Below are 15,317 nucleotides of genomic sequence, written 5' to 3' on the forward strand. Positions count from 1 at the left end.
CCTGGATCATTTACGTTAGGCGATATCGCCAGCTGAAATATTGATCCAGGCCAGTGAAAGCAGTCGGATTGTTCAACGATCAGTTGGAGAAGACGAATTGGCCTTTGATCTTCTTTGCACCAATGAACCCAAGGTCGGGAAACAGTTTTGTCTTCAGCCAGGCAACGTAGAACACCAGTGCCAGAGTGATGCCCACCGCTATCGCCGTCGATACCGGATCCTCAGCGTAACCCTTGAACAGGCGCGACATCTGGCTGAGTGTCAGCAGGACGTAGGCGGTGTAAGCCGCTGCGGAGTTTTTGTAGAAACCCCACGCAAACAAAAGCGGGATGCCGCCAGCGATCAGCATGATGCTCAGGACCAAGCCGATGCTGAACGAATAGCCAAGCGTCAACGCCGCCAATGCAGTGAGCGCTGCCTGAACGCACATCAGTCCAACGAGGATTTTGATCTTCAGTGAATGGCGCTCGATGAGGACCGGATCCGGACGCCCAGCGATCCAGGCGGCCAACACCCGATCCTTGACCTTGCCGCCTGACAGCGCCTTGAAGGTTTCGGTCCTGGAGCGCCCGGCTTCGAGCATTTCCACCAACTGCCGTTTGATTTCCTTCTTGTCCAACGCATTCATCCTTAAACAGAACCTGAAGCGGCCCATCCGCTTGCGGCGCAGATTCTCGCTGTTGAACCCCCAGAAAGCAAAAAGCCGCTTCTACCCGAAGGTAGAAGCGGCCGAGGCATGAGCCTCAATAGAGCAATTAGTGTACGAACAGCGCAATCAGGATGATGATCGGGATCGGAATACCGAGGAAAAACAGCAGTAGTGAGCGCATGGTGATTCTCCCTATTTAACGAACTGGAGGCATTGTGGAGGTAGTGGTGTAGGTGTCGACTTCAACGTACTCGACCGCATCCCGACGACGACCGCCGAAGATGGCTGCAAAGCTTGCGAAGAACGCACCGGCCAACAGCGCAACGAACATCCACAGCGAGGTCATGGCAGCGACTTTCGCGGCGGTATCGGCGGCTTGCTGAGCTTTCAGCTTGGCGTCGGCAATGGCTTTCTGAGTGCGGGCATACACTTCATCGACACGACGTTCGGCATCCGCCTGACTCAGGTTGGTCCGCTGTGCGACCAGTTGTGCGAGGTAAGTGCGGTCTTCGGCGCTGAGCTGACCATCGGCCAGGCTCTGGGTGAAGATCCGGGCCACTGCACCGTGTGCAGCGTCATCGCTGACGGACGCTGGACGGTCATCGCGGAACAGGTTGTCGATGTAGTAACCGTACTGGTTGCTATCGGTATTGGCTGCAGCCGTCCCGGCCGCCTGGGTCATGGCGCTCGCTGCACCACCGGCAACACTGGCACCGGCCTGCACGCCGCCGCTGATGACACTGCTGACCGAACCAACGACCAGCACGGCCGTCACCAAGGTCGCCACACACCAGGCAAGGAAGCCATGGGCGGTGTCGCGGAAATACACTTCGTCACCGTGCATGTTCGCCCACTTCACCCGCAGGCGGCCGGCGATGTAGCCACCCAGCCCGGAGGCGATGATTTGCGTCGCCGCCAGCCAGACAATCGTTGAAATGCCCAGGCCCTTGGCGCTGATGCCCTCCCCGGCCCAAGGTGAAACGGCAGAGAAACCCAACCCGAAGCCCAGCAGCACCAGAATCATCGACAGTGCAGCGGCCGCCGCAGCACCTGCGAAAATCGCGCCCCAGGACACCCCTGAAACGTTGCTCGACTCTCCTTCGTAGGCAGCATAAAAACCATCAGAGGATCTATTCATTGTTGTAGTGCTCCAGGCATGAAAAATGGTGTTACAACTCGTCGGGTGAGGAATTGCAGCGACCGTGCCAGTTGCGCAAATTTAATAAATCCTTTTAATTCAACACGTTAGAAAATCTGAACTTCTTAGGACGTTGCAAATTGCAATAAGTCGCTGAATTCGGCGGGTTTTATGCATTGGCCAAAAGACGATCACTTACGCTTGTAACTCTTGTTGCCACTGGGGGTAAGACAGTACACCCCGCCCCGTGGCCCGGTGCAAAACGAACCCGTGCCACAGGCGCATCCATCGTCGCTTTGCAGCAGCGTTTGCGGTCGGCTCTGGCCCTGGTTGCCGTACATCGCCGCACAGCTTTTCTTCGAGCCACTGATAGAACCGTCGTTGCACAGAAACAGGTCGCCGTCGCAGCGATCAATTCCACCTTTCTTGCCCGAGCACGGGGTATTGGCGGCGACTGCCCAAGCGCTGAGCAAGGCCAGCAGCACAGCTATAACAGGCATCCAGCCAAAGCGATTGAACATGCGCACGGAACCACTCCCTGTTGAGGTTATGGCCAGATGATATCAATGTTCCGGAAAATTAATCCTCGACCCCGCCCAATGGCAGCTACAACATGAAAGTTAATTTAAAGCGCCACGGAAAATTCTTGGCAAAATGCTGCCATTCCGTTTGAACCGATCAAGGCGAGCCCTATGACACGTATTTTGACCATCGAAGACGATGCCGTGACTGCCCGGGAAATCGTCGCCGAATTGAGCAGCCACGGCCTCGATGTGGATTGGGTCGACAATGGCCGCGAGGGCCTCGACCGTGCCGTGAGCGGCAACTACGACTTGATCACTCTCGATCGTATGCTGCCGGAGCTCGACGGCCTGGCCATCGTCACCACCCTGCGCACGATGGGCGTCGCTACGCCGATTCTGATGATCAGCGCCCTCTCCGATGTCGACGAGCGCGTGCGCGGCTTGCGCGCCGGTGGCGATGACTACCTGACCAAACCGTTCGCCACCGACGAGATGGCGGCGCGAGTCGAAGTATTGCTGCGCCGGCAGAACAGCGGCGCCACCCAGGCCACCACTTTGCAGGTCGCCGACTTGCAACTGGACCTGATCAGCCACGAAGCACGCCGCGCCGAACAAGTGCTGACGCTGCTGCCGACCGAGTACAAGTTGCTGGAATTCCTGATGCGCAACAGCGGCCAGATCCTCTCGCGGATGATGATTTTCGAAGAGGTCTGGGGCTATCACTTCGACCCCGGCACCAACCTGATCGACGTGCACATCGGCCGTTTGCGCAAGAAGATTGACGCGGCGGGCAATGTGCCGCTGATCCGCACGGTACGAGGCTCCGGTTATGTCATTGCCGAACCCGTCTGACGGCTGGCGTTCTTCCAGCAGCCGCTTGCTGGCGCTGTACAGCTCGCTGTTCGTGGCCTGGAGCGCGATCCTCATGGGGGTCATGTATTACGAGGTTTCCGGCTACCTCGACAACCTCGCCAAACATTCGCTGATGCAACGTCAGCATCTGTTCTCGCACTTTCGCGGTGAGCAACTGGAAGACGCCCTCGCCGCCAGCATGACCTTCGATATTCGTGGCATCGACGCCTATGGCCTGTTCGATGCCCAAGGCGTCTACCTCGGTGGCGCCTTGCAGCAGATCCCCGAAGGCCTGCCGCTCGATGGCAAGATTCACATGCTCGCCGAATGCGCCGACTCCGATGATCCGACCTTGCCCAGCGACAGCTGCGACGCCGTCGCGACCCAGACCCGCGATGGCCGCTGGCTGGTGTTGCTGCGTGACAACGGTTCGCTGTTCGCAGTGACGAAGATCATTTTGCATGCGTTGTTCTGGGGCGTGTCGCTGACGATTCTGCCGGGGATTGCCGGTTGGCATTTGCTGCGACGGCGGCCGTTGCGGCGCATCCGGGCGATTCAGGCGAGTGCGCAGTCCATCGTGGCCGGAGACTTGACCCACCGTTTGCCGCTGTCCAATCGCCGCGATGAACTGGACATGCTCGCCGCCATCGTCAACGCCATGCTTGAGCGCATCGAGCGTTTGATGAACGAAGTCAAAGGCGTTTGCGACAACATCGCCCATGATTTGCGCACGCCGCTGACCCGCTTGCGCGCGCAGCTGTATCGCATGCAACAGCAGGCGGGCGAAGGCTCGCAAGAAGCGGCGCAACTGGATCTGGTGTTGGCCGAAGCGGACACCCTGATGGCGCGGTTTCGTGGGTTGTTGCGGATTTCCGAACTGGAGGATCGTCAGCGCCGTTCCGGTTTTGTCGAGCTCGACCCGGTGTCGTTGCTTGAAGAACTGCACGAGTTTTATCTGCCACTGGCCGAGGAAGGCGAACTGCGCTTTGAACTGAACATGCCGGAAACCTTGCCACCGCTCAATGGCGATCGGGCATTGCTGTTCGAGGCTTTGGCGAACCTGCTGAGCAATTCGATAAAATTCACGCCCCCCGGTGGCACGGTCATATTGCGCGGGGTGAATGATGCCGGGCACACGCGAATCGAAGTGCACGACTCAGGGCCGGGTATACCGGAGGCCGAGCGTGAAGCGGTGTTCCAGCGTTTCTATCGCGCCGAGGCTGGGCAACCGCAAGGCGGGTTTGGTCTGGGGCTGTCGATTGTGGCGGCGATTGTCAGCTTGCATGGCTTCAATCTGGCGGTGGGCAGCAGTGATGTGGGTGGGGCGAAACTGGTGCTGGATTGTCGGCAGAGTCTGATTCCACAGACTTGATCAATGGGCTCACTCCTCAGGTTTTTGGGTTGCCAGCAGACTCTGCGAACAGCACAAAAAACCTGTGGGAGCTGGCTTGCCAGCGATAGCGGTGTGTCAGTCGGTATGAATTTGACTGGTCTACCGCCATCGCTGGCAAGCCTGCTCCCACAGGGTTTTGTGTTGTGGCTATCAGGCCGGGAAGTTGGCGCGCAGCGCCTCTAGGCCGCCTTGATAGATGCCGGTAAACAGCGCCACCACTTCCTCATCACTCACGCCTTTGGCGGTGAAACGGCCCGACCAGGTGACCCGCGCGCCCTGCCCTTGGGCCTCGACCTTGATTGTCGCCAGATAGTCGGTGGCCGGGAACGGTGCCTGTTCAATCGAGTAGCTGTAGGTCTTCGCCGCGTTATCGAACGTTTGCAGACGCTCGACCACCACCGCGCCATCGGCGGTTTTCAAGCTGCGCACACGCCCGCCATCGCTCAGTTCGCTACTTGGAATAAACGGCAGCCAGTCCGGCAGCGTGTTGAAGCCGCCGATCAATTGCCAGACCTCATCGGCCGAAGCCGGAATATCGATTGTTGCTGATGCAGTTGCCATAAAAACGTCTCTCTTAAGAAATTCAGATAGTCAGGCTGTCGACCACACCGCCATCAACCCGCAGGGCGGCGCCAGTGGTGGCCGAGGACAGCGGCGAGGCGATGTACGTCACCAGGTGCGCGACCTCTTCAACATCGGCCACCCGCTGGATGATCGAGGTCGGACGGGCCTTGCGCACAAAGGCGTCGGCCTCATCGCGCAGGCTGCGGCCGGATTCGGCGGCGGCATCCTTGAGCATCTCCTCCAGGCCATCGGTGAAGGTTGGGCCCGGCAGGATCGCATTGACCGTCACGCCGGTGCCAGCCAGACGTTTGGCCAAGCCGTGGGAGACCGCCAGATTGGCGCTTTTGGTCACGCCATAGTTGATCATGTCGGCCGGCGTCGCCACCCCGGATTCCGAAGACAGGAAGATCACTCGCCCCCAGCCCTGTTCGACCATCGCTGGCACATAATGCCGCGCCAGGCGCACGCCGGAGATGACGTTGACTTCATAGAAGCGCGTCCACTCGCTGTCCGGTGCGTCGAAGAAATCGACGTCATTGAAGATGCCGAGGTTGTTCACCAGAATGTCGGCTTTCGGTTCCGCAGCGAAGAGTTTCTCTGAGCCTTGCGCCGTGCCCAGATCCGCAGTCAGACCGCGCAACTGTGCGCCCGGCACTTTCTGGCGAATGCTCGCCAGCGCCTGTTCGACCTTGGCCGTGTCGCGGCCGATCACCACCACAGTCGCGCCGGATTCGGCCAGCGACTGGCTGATGCCCAAGCCAATGCCTGCGGTGCTGCCGCTGACAATTGCCAGTTTCCCGCTCAGATCAATCTTCATGCTTTCACCTCATCGATGGGCAATGGTGCACGTTCGGACACCAGTTTCGCTTCACGCATGGCCTGCCAAAACCCCGCAGGAATTACCGCTGACAGTGCCGCGACATCTTCAGCAATCCGCCCCGGTTTGCTCGCCCCGGGAATCACCGCGGCAACCGCTGGATTGGCCAGAGAAAATTGCAGGGCCGCGGCTTTCACCTCAACGTTATAAGCGGCCGCAATGCGTTTGATCTGCTCCACTTTGGCGATGACTTGAGGGCTGGCCTTCTGGTATTCGAAGTGCGCGCCGCCCGCCAGAATGCCCGAGCTGTAAGGACCGCCGACGACGATTTCGACGTTTTGCGCCAGTGCCGACTCCATCAGGCGTTGCAGCGCACGTTCGTGGTCGAGCAGCGTGTAGCGCCCGGCCAACAGGAAGCCATCCGGCTGCGCTTCGGTCAGGTCCAGCGTCAGTTCACACGGCTCGACCTTGTTCACGCCCAGCCCCCAACCCTTGATCACGCCTTCTTCGCGCAAACGGGTCAGCACTTTGAAGGCGCCAGTGCGGGCCTGATTGAAGTATTCCAGCCATTGATCGCCGTAGAAGTCTTGAGCGATGTCGTGGACCCAGACGATATCGAGGCGATCGGTTTGCAGACGTTTGAGACTGTCTTCAATCGAGCGCAGGGTCGCGTCGGCGCTGTAGTCGTTGATGATCTTGTTCGGACGACCGTGTTCGAACACCCCGCTCTTCTCACCCAGATCACGGGCGGCAGCGTCTTCGATTTCATCGAGAATGATCCGGCCGACCTTGGTGCTGAGCACGTAGTCATTGCGTTTGTAATGTTTGAGTGCTTCACCCAAACGAATCTCCGACAGACCCGAGCCGTAAAATGGAGCGGTGTCGAAGTAACGCACGCCGGCATCCCATGCGGCATGCACGGTGGCTTGCGCTTCTTCTTGCGCGATGGCGCGGAACATGTTGCCCAAGGGGGCGGTGCCAAAGCCCAGCTGGCCGGGCAGTTTGTCTTTCAAGCTCATTGGATTGTCCTCATTCGTTCGTTGTCTGCGTGACCGTTGAGCAAATCCTAGATTGCGACAACTAGACCGTCCAAGACATAATTCGCAGCACTTGAGTCCCCAGAGGTCTGACATGATCGACATTCGCCAATTGCGCTACTTCGTCGCCGTCGCCGAGGAAGAGCACGTCGGCCGTGCAGCGGAACGCCTGCATATTTCCCAGTCGCCGCTGAGCCGGCAAATCGCCCAGCTCGAAGAGCGCCTGGGCCTGACGCTGTTCGAGCGCAGCCAGCAGCGCATTCGCCTGACCCGCGATGGCCAGACTTTTCTCGCTGAAACCCGCGCCCTGCTGACTCATGCCAATCGCCTCGAATCTCTCGGCAAGCGTCTGGGTCGTGGCGAAGAAGGCGGCTTGTGCATCGGCTACATCGAGAACGCCATGCACGCCGGCGTCCTGCCCAACGCTTTGCGCGTGCTGCGGGTCGATCGGCCCAATGTGCATGTCGCGCTGTACAACTTGAGCTGCGCCGAACAATTGGAAGGCCTGCGTCAGCGTAGTCTCGATATTGCCTTGGTGAGCGAGCCGCCGACCGATGACGATCCGGATCTGCTCGGCTTTCAGGTGCTGGATGATCCGATGCTGCTGGCATTGCCGGAACAGCATCCGTTGGCCCAAAAGCCCTTGCTGGAACCGGAGGATCTGGCCGATCAGGAATGGATCGGCGTGCAGCCGCGCCAGGGTGCAAGCGACGAGTTTGTCAGCGCGTGCATCCGCGCAGGCTTCACCCCGGATGTGCGCATGCAGGCCACCGAGCCCTTTACCGCGCTGGGGCTGGTGGCGTCGGGGCTGGGGATCGCGATGATTCAGAAGGGGCTGAGCCACAACGCGCCACCGGGTGTGGTGCTGCGCGAAGTGCCGTGGCTGGCGTTTACCACACCGCTATGGGCGGCGTGGCACCGGATCAATTTGCGACCGTTGGTGGAGACGTTTCGCGAAGTCCTGACGGACTCCAACAGCCTTGGCAACTGATCATCCGCAGCCCCTCACCCTAGCCCTCTCGCAAGGGAGAGGGTTAGGGGGCAGATTCCGACGCGGGCACTAGTCCGGAAGCTTAGGGGTCAGGTTTTTTGCAGTCGAAGTTGGCCGTCGCTGTCGACGCTGGCGCTGATTGCGTCGTAACTGGCCAGGGTCGCGTGCGAAGTTTCAAGCGGGTGCTGATGCGTTGTAGTGATGATCATCAGCGGCGCACCGGCGGCTTCGGCGGCCTGAATGCCGACGGTCGCGTCTTCGAAGATCAGGCAGTCGCCGGGCTCAATTCCCAGGCGGCTAGCCGCCAGCAGGTAACCGGCGGGGTTGGGCTTGCCGGCCTGTACATCCTCGGCGGTGATCAACAATGCAGGCGCGCCAATGCCAGCCGCTGCCATCCGGCGCAAGGCCAGATCCCGCGGGGCCGACGTCACCATCGCCCAGCGCTCGGCGGGCAGGCTATTGAGAAACGCCCTCGCGCCGGGAATCTCGACAACACCTTCAACGTCATCGATTTCCGCTTGCGCGATGAACGCCGCTTGCGCCTCGGCGTCCACACCCGGCAGGTTCAAGCGCCGGATGGTGTCGATGGCACGTGCGCCATGAATGGTCGGCAAAAACGTCGCGACGTCCACGCCATGACGCTCCGCCCACGCTGCCCAGACACGCTCGGCGGCTGCGATGGAATTGAGGACGGTGCCGTCCATGTCGAACAAAAACGCGCCAAAGGCGCGATCAAAAATAAAATCGTGAGCAGACAAAGGTTCGCATCCTCTGGCAATAGAGCGGGCTGGCAATGTAGCACTTGCCCGCCGCTTGCACCCAGCGCATCAATGCAGCAACGGCGCCTTCGACTTCAACGCGCTGTCGACACAATCGAGCAATTGCCCGAACGTCCAGGGCTTTTTGATGAATGCCACCGGATGCTTTACCCCAGAGGACTCAGGGGTTTCATAACCGGACATGACCATCACCGGTTTCTCCGGCCAGCGATCGCCGACCAGGTTGGCCAGATCCGCACCATTCATGGTGCCGGGCATGGTGATATCGGTCAGCAATAACGCTACTTGCTCCGCATGCTCCTTCAGATAGATCGATGCCGCATCGGCACTGGTATACGGCTCGACCTTGAAACCTTCCTCCTGAAGAATTTCGCAAAGAAACTCCAGAATCAACGGATCATCCTCAACCACCAGAATCAATCCGTCAGGAAGGTGCGTGTCCGCCATCGGTGTTGGGCACATGGAACTGCACTCCCTGAATTGCATTAACGATTTAGCGGCTCAAATCCGCTGCTTAACTGGTATGAGCGACGACTTTTGCAGAAATTCATTTTTGATACAGGTCTTTTCCGAAAGTCTTGCCGGTCTGCCCGCGACAGCCGTTCGCGATAGCGTGATTGTGGTTAAAATGCCGACCCTTTTGCTTGCCGACCGTGACCGATGAACCCTCAAGCCCTCGCCACCCTCCACGCCCATTTGCTGCCCGCGCTCGCGGCGGCGCCGAGCGAAACCCGTCGTCTGTTCCACGGGCGCGGGCGTTGCTGGCCAGGACTGGAACAACTGACCGTAGACTGGTTGCAAGGCGTGGTGCTGGTGTCGCTGTTCAAAGAGCCTGCGCCCGAACAGCTTGACGACCTCAAGCGCTTGCTGATGGACATCAGCGGTTCAACCGAGTGGCAGCAATCTGGCGCGCACACCCTGTTGATCCAGCATCGCTATCTGCCTCAAAGCACTGCCGAATGGCTGCTGGGGAATGAAATCGACGAAATGACCATCGTCGAGGGTGGCCTGCAATACCGCGTTGATCTTGGCCGCAAGCAAAACGCCGGGCTGTTTCTCGACATGCGTTATGGGCGCGATTGGGTACGCGAGCAGGCCAACGGCAAACGCGTGTTGAACCTGTTCGCCTACACCTGCGGCTTTTCGGTGGCGGCCATCGAAGGCGGCGCCAGCCATGTGGTGAATCTGGACATGTCCCGCGCGGCCTTGAGCCGCGGCCGCGACAACCATCGGTTGAACGGGCACGACCTGAGCAAAGTCACTTTCCTGGGCCACGATCTGTTCAAGTCCTGGGGCAAGGTGATCAACAGCGGCCCGTACGATCTGGTGATCATCGACCCGCCATCGTTCCAGAAAGGCAGTTTCCTGCTGACCAAGGATTACCAGCGCGTGCTGCGCCGCCTGCCAGAACTGCTGACCGCGCAAGGCACTGTGCTGGCGTGCATGAATGATCCGGCGTTCGGCCCGGACTTTTTGATCGATGGCGTGACGCAGGAGGCGCCGAGTTTGCGCTTCGAGCAGCGCCTGGAGAATCCACCGGAGTTTCCGGACATCGACGCCGAAAGTGGCCTCAAAGCCCTGATCTTCAAACACACATCAGCGGGCGGCTTAGCCTCGCGGTGATGAGTGTCTGAACCCAGCCTGGAATGCCTATGACTGATCAATGCACGGTCAGGCGCTGACGGACAAATTCTTCGGTATGACGCGTGGTCTGGTCCAAATGCCGATCACGCTGCTTCTCGGCATCGAGCATGGCGCGCTTGCTGTTCTTGTTCAGCAGATAAGTATGAATCTGCTGCACCTCCAGCGAACGGTAGATGGGCGTGGTGTCGATATATCCGCGCAGGCCGTTGCTGCGGTAATGCCGTGTACTCATCAGCACTTGCGTCTCGCGTTGACCGATCACTTCAAAGCCCAGCGCCTCGAAATACGGGACCTTGCCGACGGTGCACGCCAGTTCGGCGTGGGGATAGCGCCCGACCATCTCGCCAATCATCGCCCGCGCCACACCCTGACGCCGATGCCCTTCACGCACCGCCATGTAAGCAACGCTGCATGCCTCCCAATCGCCCTGCACCGGCAGGTACAACAGGAAGCCGATCACCTGTTCCGGATCTTCCTCATCGGTTGCCACCAGCAACTCCACCTCGGTGCCCTTCTCGCCATTCAACGCTTCCAGATACAGATGCATTTCGTAGCCAACCGCGTACTGATAGACGTTGTACAGCAGGTTGCTCGGGCCGAGGCCGACCGCGCTGATGTCAGTCAGGTAGTCGACGACCATCTGCAGAATCTGGCTGTTGACGGCCTCGGGGCAAGGGGATTTGTAGTGGGTGATGCAGTGCATGGCGGCTGAACTCCGACGGAAAACCGCGACATCATAACCTGTCAGAGCACTTGCCTCTGCAGGAGCTGCCGAAGGCGACCAGGTTGGGCTGGCTTCACTGCTGTGGCGCCACCACTTTGAACTTGATGGCGATGTCTTTGGACACCACGGTGTCAGCCCACTCCCCCGCGCCGAGGCCGAAATCGTCGCGTCTTAGCACAAGTTCGCCGTCGAAAATGCCGATGGCGTTGCCTGCTTTCAATTCCACCGGGGCCGCAATTTCTCGGCTGATGCCCTTGAGGGTCAATCGACCCGTGATCAGATAGTGGTTTTCGGAAACCTGCGTGAAATGGCTCGATTCAAACACCGCCACGGGAAATTTCGCGGTGTCGAACCACGCCGGTTTCACCAGTTCGGTATTGGCGTCTTCGCTGCCGGCGTCGATGCTGGTGAGGTCGATGTGCAACGTGGTGTGGGCGTTGGCAAGGTTGGCAGTGTCGAAGTCCAGCGTCGCGTCGAACTTGCCGAAGGTGCCGTACATCCGCGAGCCCATCTGGTTGTAGGTGAAACTGATCTGGCTGGCGGTGGTGTTGACCCGGGTGTATTCGACGGCCTGCGCGGCGGGGATGGCCCACAGGTAAAACGCGGCAGCGAGCAACAATCGGATTGACATGGGATTCTCCGGACAACGCTTGCCGTCGAGGGCCTCGATTGACTTAAGCAAACATCAGGCAGTTGCGCCAGCTGACCTGCCTACCCTGCGGCAGCTCCTACACCGGCTAAACAAGGCGTTCGATTTTCTGATGCTGCCAGACCAGTTTGTAATACAGCGTCTGCAACACCAGCATTCCCAGATAAGCCACCGGGAACGCCATCCAGACACCTTGCAAACCAAACTGCCCGTCCAGCCAATAGGCCGCCGGCAACTGCACGCCCACCACGCAGACAATGGCGATCACCACCGGCACCAGCACCGTGCCACTGGCGCGCATGATGCCGCCGATGATCGCCTGGAAGCCGAACAACAACAGGCTCCAGAGCATGATGTGCAACAGATGCTCGGCCATTGCCCGAGTCGAGTCCTCGGTCAGGAACAAGCCGAGCAACCAGTGCGACAGCAGGTAACCCAGCACGATCAAGCCGCCGGTTAAACACACGTTGATCAACAGACCGGTGCGCAAGATCGGCCCCATCCGTTCCAGTTGCCCCGCGCCGATGGCCTGTGCGCCGAGGATCGAAGCGGTGATCGCAATCGACAACGCCGGGAACTGCACATAGTTGACGATCTGCGTCACAGCGCCGTACGCCGCCGTCGCTTGCGAGCCGTGCTGGTTGACCAAGGCCAGGATCACCAACTCCGACAGCGACAACACAATCATCTGCACACCGGTCGGCAAACCGATACGCAGGACTTTGCCAAGAATCACCCTGTCGAGCCGCAACGCCGCAAAAAACTCCCGATCCGGCGCCAGTGGATGGTTCTTGCGAATCAGCCGCCACGCCAGCCACGCCATCGCCGCCAGGTTGCCCGCGAGCCCCGCATACGCTGCACTCTGAATGCCCAGTTGCGGCAAGCCGAACCAGCCACGAATGAATGCCGGTGTCAGCGCCAGCCCGACACAGGTCGACACCACCAATGCCAGCAGCGGCGACACCGTATCGCTGACCCCGCGCAGCAACTGCGTGAACAGCACAAACACCAGCAGCGACGGCAGAATCCACATCATCACGTGGGCGTATGCCACCGCATCGTCCAGGACATCCGCGGGCGTCCCCAACCCCGTCAACGCCTGCCGCGCAAACACACTGCCCAACACCGCCGCAAGCAAACCAATCAATACACCCAGCAACAGCGTCGCCCCGGCAATCGCCTTGACCATGTGCGGCTCGCGCGCCCCCCAGGCCTGGCCGATCAACACCCCCGCACCCGCGCCGAGGCCGATCACCAACGCGATAAAGAAGAACACCACAGGAAACATCCCCGACACCGCCGCCAGCGCCTGGGTGCCAAGCATCTGGCCGATGTAAATGCTGTTGACCGTGCCGGACATGGACTGCAGGAAGTTCGACAACACCATCGGCGCCAGAAACAGCAGGTAGGTTTGCCAGAGGGGTTTGGTGACGCTGGGGGTCTGCATTGAGTAGAGGTCCATCTCGACGGCGGGAAAGCTGATGGAGGATAGCTTCGGTGAGTTGTGAGCGGGGTGCAATTAACATTTAAGACAGGTGTTTATATTTGCCCATCAACCATCCCGGTCATTTGTTTAGCGGTCAGCGTGCATTGCAAATGGGCTGACCGATGACAGTAGGCCGGGCGGCAAGCAGGAGGATTGCCTGAAGGTTGAGAACGGGTGAAGGTCAAAAAATCGCAACCTGCGGCAGCGGTCAGTGCTCAGCCCTGAGGATGTCGAAGAGTGCCTGCGCCGCCGCCGACAGTTCATTGCCCGGTTCAGTCAGCACGCCAATCGCTCGCTCCACCGAGTCATTCAACGTCAGGCACCGCGCACCCAATTCCTGCATCTGCTCGGCACACAGCGCCGGCACAGCGCTCACGCCCAGCCCACTGGCAACCATCCGCCCCACGGTAGCCAATTGATGGCTTTCAAACTCCACCGGCAACTTCATGCCCCGCGCCTGCAAGTGCTCTTCGAGCATCACCCGCACCGTGGACGGCCGCTGTAGCGTAATGAAAGGTTCCTGTAACAACGTTTTCCAGTCGATCTCGGTGCGCGCGGCCAGCGGTGAATCCTGTGGCACCACCGCGACGAACCGGTCCATATAAAGCGGTGTGAATGTCATCGAGGTGTTCTGCATCGGTTCGAACGCCACGCCCAGTTCCACCTGGCGGTCGCGCACCATCTCCAGCACTTGCTCGTTGATCACATCGTTGACCGTCACGTTGACGTTGGGATAGCGCGCGCGAAAGGTCTTGAGGATCGGCGGCAGCAGGTTGCCGGCAAACGAAGGCATCGCCGCCAGCGTCACCCGCCCGCGTTGCAGGCTGAAGCGCTGACGCATTTCGTCTTCGGCGTTGTCCCAGTCGGCGATCAGGCGCCGGGCCAGCGGCAGCAGGGATTCACCTTCTGCGGTCAGTGCCACATTGCGCGTGTTGCGGCTGAACAGCCGCCCGCCCAAGCCCTCCTCCAAGGCTTTGATGGTCAGGCTCAGCGCTGATTGCGACAGGTGCAACCGCTCGCAGGCCACGGCGAAACTCAGGCTCTGGGCCACAGCAAGAAAGGCACGGATTTGTTTGATGGTCATGGGCGCTGTACGTCCTTAATGTAGGAGCTGGCGAAGGCTACGATCTTTTGATCTTGAAAAACAAAATCAAAAGATCGCAGCCTTCGCCAGCACCTACAGGATTTCGTCGATTCGGCTATTTCGGTCATTAGGCAAATCGCTGATTCAGTGAGCTTGGCGATTGTTGAGTTTTATCTATCAATCAACCTTAAAAATCAACTTAACAAATATATCCTTCAGCGAGACACTCCAACCATTCGGCTAGCCAGCCGCCCGCAAATAATAAAAGAGGTGCATATGGCAGGTTTCGACAAGCGCGTGAGTTCCTACGAGGAAGCCCTCGCCGGGCTTGAAGACGGCATGACCGTTATCGCTGGCGGCTTCGGTCTGTGTGGGATTCCGGAAAACCTGATCGCCGAGATCAAGCGCAAGGGCACCCGCGATCTCACCGTCGTCTCCAACAACTGTGGCGTCGACGGTTTTGGCCTCGGCGTGCTGCTGACCGACCGCCAGATCAGCAAAGTCGTCGCCTCGTACGTCGGCGAAAACAAGCTGTTCGAAGAGCAGCTGCTCAAAGGCGAAATAGAAGTCATCCTGACCCCGCAAGGCACCCTCGCCGAGAAAATGCGTGCAGGCGGGGCTGGCATTCCAGCCTTCTTCACGGCTACTGGCGTTGGCACTCCGGTGGCCGATGGCAAGGAAGTCCGCGAATTCAACGGTCGCAAGTACCTGATGGAAGAATCCATCACTGGCGACTTCGCCATCGTCAAAGGCTGGAAAGCCGACCACTTCGGCAACGTCATCTACCGCCACACCGCGCAGAACTTCAACCCGCTGGCCGCCACTGCCGGCAAGATCACCGTGGTTGAAGTCGAAGAGATCGTCGAGCCCGGCGAACTGGACCCGGCGCACATCCACACTCCCGGCATCTACGTCGACCGGGTCATTTGCGGCACGTTCGAAAAACGCATCGAACAGCGCACCATCCGCAAATAATTCAGGCCTAC

Annotated in this window: 18 protein-coding genes; 6 read left to right on the forward strand and 12 right to left on the reverse strand. The window is 59.5% G+C overall.

The annotated features are described in order from the left end of the window. Positions 1 to 79: 79 nt before the first annotated feature. From AB4P92_RS04230 to AB4P92_RS04240, 3 genes are all read right to left on the reverse strand, one after another. Positions 80 to 619, reverse strand: a complete 540-nt coding sequence (locus tag AB4P92_RS04230; protein ID WP_200616934.1) for a hypothetical protein — start codon at positions 617 to 619, stop codon at positions 80 to 82. A 226-nt stretch (positions 620 to 845) separates the two neighbouring features. Continuing rightward, complete coding sequence (locus AB4P92_RS04235) at positions 846 to 1,787, reverse strand: hypothetical protein (protein WP_395598945.1); 942 nt, start codon at positions 1,785 to 1,787, stop codon at positions 846 to 848. A gap of 191 nt (positions 1,788 to 1,978) precedes the next feature. Next, positions 1,979 to 2,287 (reverse strand): hypothetical protein, encoded by a 309-nt coding sequence (locus tag AB4P92_RS04240; RefSeq protein ID WP_390896400.1) that lies wholly within the window; start codon positions 2,285 to 2,287, stop codon positions 1,979 to 1,981. Positions 2,288 to 2,479: 192 nt separating this feature from the next. On the opposite strand from AB4P92_RS04240, the gene AB4P92_RS04245 reads away from it, so the two are divergent. Together AB4P92_RS04245 and AB4P92_RS04250 are read left to right on the forward strand one after the other, a co-directional pair. After that, complete coding sequence (locus AB4P92_RS04245) at positions 2,480 to 3,163, forward strand: response regulator transcription factor (protein ID WP_042559723.1); 684 nt, start codon at positions 2,480 to 2,482, stop codon at positions 3,161 to 3,163. Then, positions 3,141 to 4,535, forward strand: coding sequence for a HAMP domain-containing sensor histidine kinase (locus tag AB4P92_RS04250; RefSeq protein WP_273875699.1), 1,395 nt, complete (start codon positions 3,141 to 3,143; stop codon positions 4,533 to 4,535). The genes AB4P92_RS04245 and AB4P92_RS04250 overlap by 23 nt, the downstream gene beginning before the upstream one ends. Before the next feature lie 171 nt (positions 4,536 to 4,706). On the opposite strand, the gene AB4P92_RS04255 is transcribed toward AB4P92_RS04250, so the two are convergent. Genes AB4P92_RS04255 through AB4P92_RS04265 form a run of 3 tightly spaced genes read right to left on the reverse strand, consistent with a single transcriptional unit; the run spans position 4,707 to position 6,956 of the window. Then, positions 4,707 to 5,117 carry an SRPBCC family protein gene (locus AB4P92_RS04255; RefSeq protein WP_200616915.1) on the reverse strand — a complete coding sequence of 137 codons (411 nt, stop codon included), beginning with the start codon at positions 5,115 to 5,117 and terminating at the stop codon, positions 4,707 to 4,709. Between the two features lie 22 nt (positions 5,118 to 5,139). Further along, positions 5,140 to 5,937: an SDR family NAD(P)-dependent oxidoreductase gene (locus AB4P92_RS04260; RefSeq protein ID WP_395598946.1), complete on the reverse strand. Its 798-nt coding sequence runs from the start codon at positions 5,935 to 5,937 to the stop codon at positions 5,140 to 5,142. Beyond that, positions 5,934 to 6,956 carry an aldo/keto reductase gene (locus tag AB4P92_RS04265; RefSeq protein WP_395598947.1) on the reverse strand — a complete coding sequence of 341 codons (1,023 nt, stop codon included), beginning with the start codon at positions 6,954 to 6,956 and terminating at the stop codon, positions 5,934 to 5,936. The genes AB4P92_RS04260 and AB4P92_RS04265 overlap by 4 nt, the downstream gene beginning before the upstream one ends. Before the next feature lie 112 nt (positions 6,957 to 7,068). On the opposite strand from AB4P92_RS04265, the gene AB4P92_RS04270 reads away from it, so the two are divergent. Further along, a complete protein-coding gene (locus tag AB4P92_RS04270) occupies positions 7,069 to 7,965 on the forward strand; it encodes a LysR substrate-binding domain-containing protein (RefSeq protein ID WP_395598948.1) in 897 nt (298 codons plus the stop codon). A gap of 89 nt (positions 7,966 to 8,054) precedes the next feature. Here the strand turns inward: AB4P92_RS04270 and AB4P92_RS04275 are convergent, their stop codons facing one another. Together AB4P92_RS04275 and AB4P92_RS04280 are read right to left on the reverse strand one after the other, a co-directional pair. Then, entirely contained in the window at positions 8,055 to 8,723 is a 669-nt protein-coding gene (locus AB4P92_RS04275) for an HAD-IA family hydrolase (protein WP_395598949.1), read from the reverse strand. Positions 8,724 to 8,792: 69 nt separating this feature from the next. Beyond that, entirely contained in the window at positions 8,793 to 9,206 is a 414-nt protein-coding gene (locus AB4P92_RS04280) for a response regulator (protein WP_042559730.1), read from the reverse strand. On the opposite strand from AB4P92_RS04280, the gene AB4P92_RS04285 reads away from it, so the two are divergent. Both AB4P92_RS04285 and AB4P92_RS04290 read left to right on the forward strand, forming a co-directional pair. Continuing rightward, positions 9,205 to 9,408, forward strand: coding sequence for a hypothetical protein (locus AB4P92_RS04285; RefSeq protein ID WP_047300581.1), 204 nt, complete (start codon positions 9,205 to 9,207; stop codon positions 9,406 to 9,408). The two genes, AB4P92_RS04280 and AB4P92_RS04285, sit on opposite strands and share 2 nt — an antisense overlap. After that, a complete protein-coding gene (locus AB4P92_RS04290; protein ID WP_395598950.1) occupies positions 9,405 to 10,367 on the forward strand; it encodes a class I SAM-dependent methyltransferase in 963 nt (320 codons plus the stop codon). The genes AB4P92_RS04285 and AB4P92_RS04290 overlap by 4 nt, the downstream gene beginning before the upstream one ends. Before the next feature lie 37 nt (positions 10,368 to 10,404). On the opposite strand, the gene AB4P92_RS04295 is transcribed toward AB4P92_RS04290, so the two are convergent. The 4 genes from AB4P92_RS04295 to AB4P92_RS04310 form a co-directional block, all read right to left on the reverse strand. Next, positions 10,405 to 11,091, reverse strand: coding sequence for a GNAT family N-acetyltransferase (locus AB4P92_RS04295; protein ID WP_261737157.1), 687 nt, complete (start codon positions 11,089 to 11,091; stop codon positions 10,405 to 10,407). A 94-nt stretch (positions 11,092 to 11,185) separates the two neighbouring features. Next, positions 11,186 to 11,743, reverse strand: a complete 558-nt coding sequence (locus AB4P92_RS04300) for a YceI family protein (protein WP_395598951.1) — start codon at positions 11,741 to 11,743, stop codon at positions 11,186 to 11,188. Positions 11,744 to 11,849: 106 nt separating this feature from the next. After that, a complete protein-coding gene (locus AB4P92_RS04305) occupies positions 11,850 to 13,208 on the reverse strand; it encodes an MATE family efflux transporter (protein ID WP_261737155.1) in 1,359 nt (452 codons plus the stop codon). A gap of 247 nt (positions 13,209 to 13,455) precedes the next feature. Next, the gene (locus AB4P92_RS04310; RefSeq protein ID WP_042559735.1) at positions 13,456 to 14,331 is read right to left on the reverse strand and encodes a LysR family transcriptional regulator; all 876 of its coding nucleotides are present in this window, start codon (positions 14,329 to 14,331) and stop codon (positions 13,456 to 13,458) included. A gap of 276 nt (positions 14,332 to 14,607) precedes the next feature. On the opposite strand from AB4P92_RS04310, the gene AB4P92_RS04315 reads away from it, so the two are divergent. After that, entirely contained in the window at positions 14,608 to 15,306 is a 699-nt protein-coding gene (locus AB4P92_RS04315; protein WP_047300578.1) for a CoA transferase subunit A, read from the forward strand. The last annotated feature ends 11 nt before the right edge of the window (positions 15,307 to 15,317 follow it).

It is taken from the genome of Pseudomonas sp. A0308 (assembly GCF_044218815.1).
Classification (GTDB): domain Bacteria; phylum Pseudomonadota; class Gammaproteobacteria; order Pseudomonadales; family Pseudomonadaceae; genus Aquipseudomonas; species Aquipseudomonas iridis.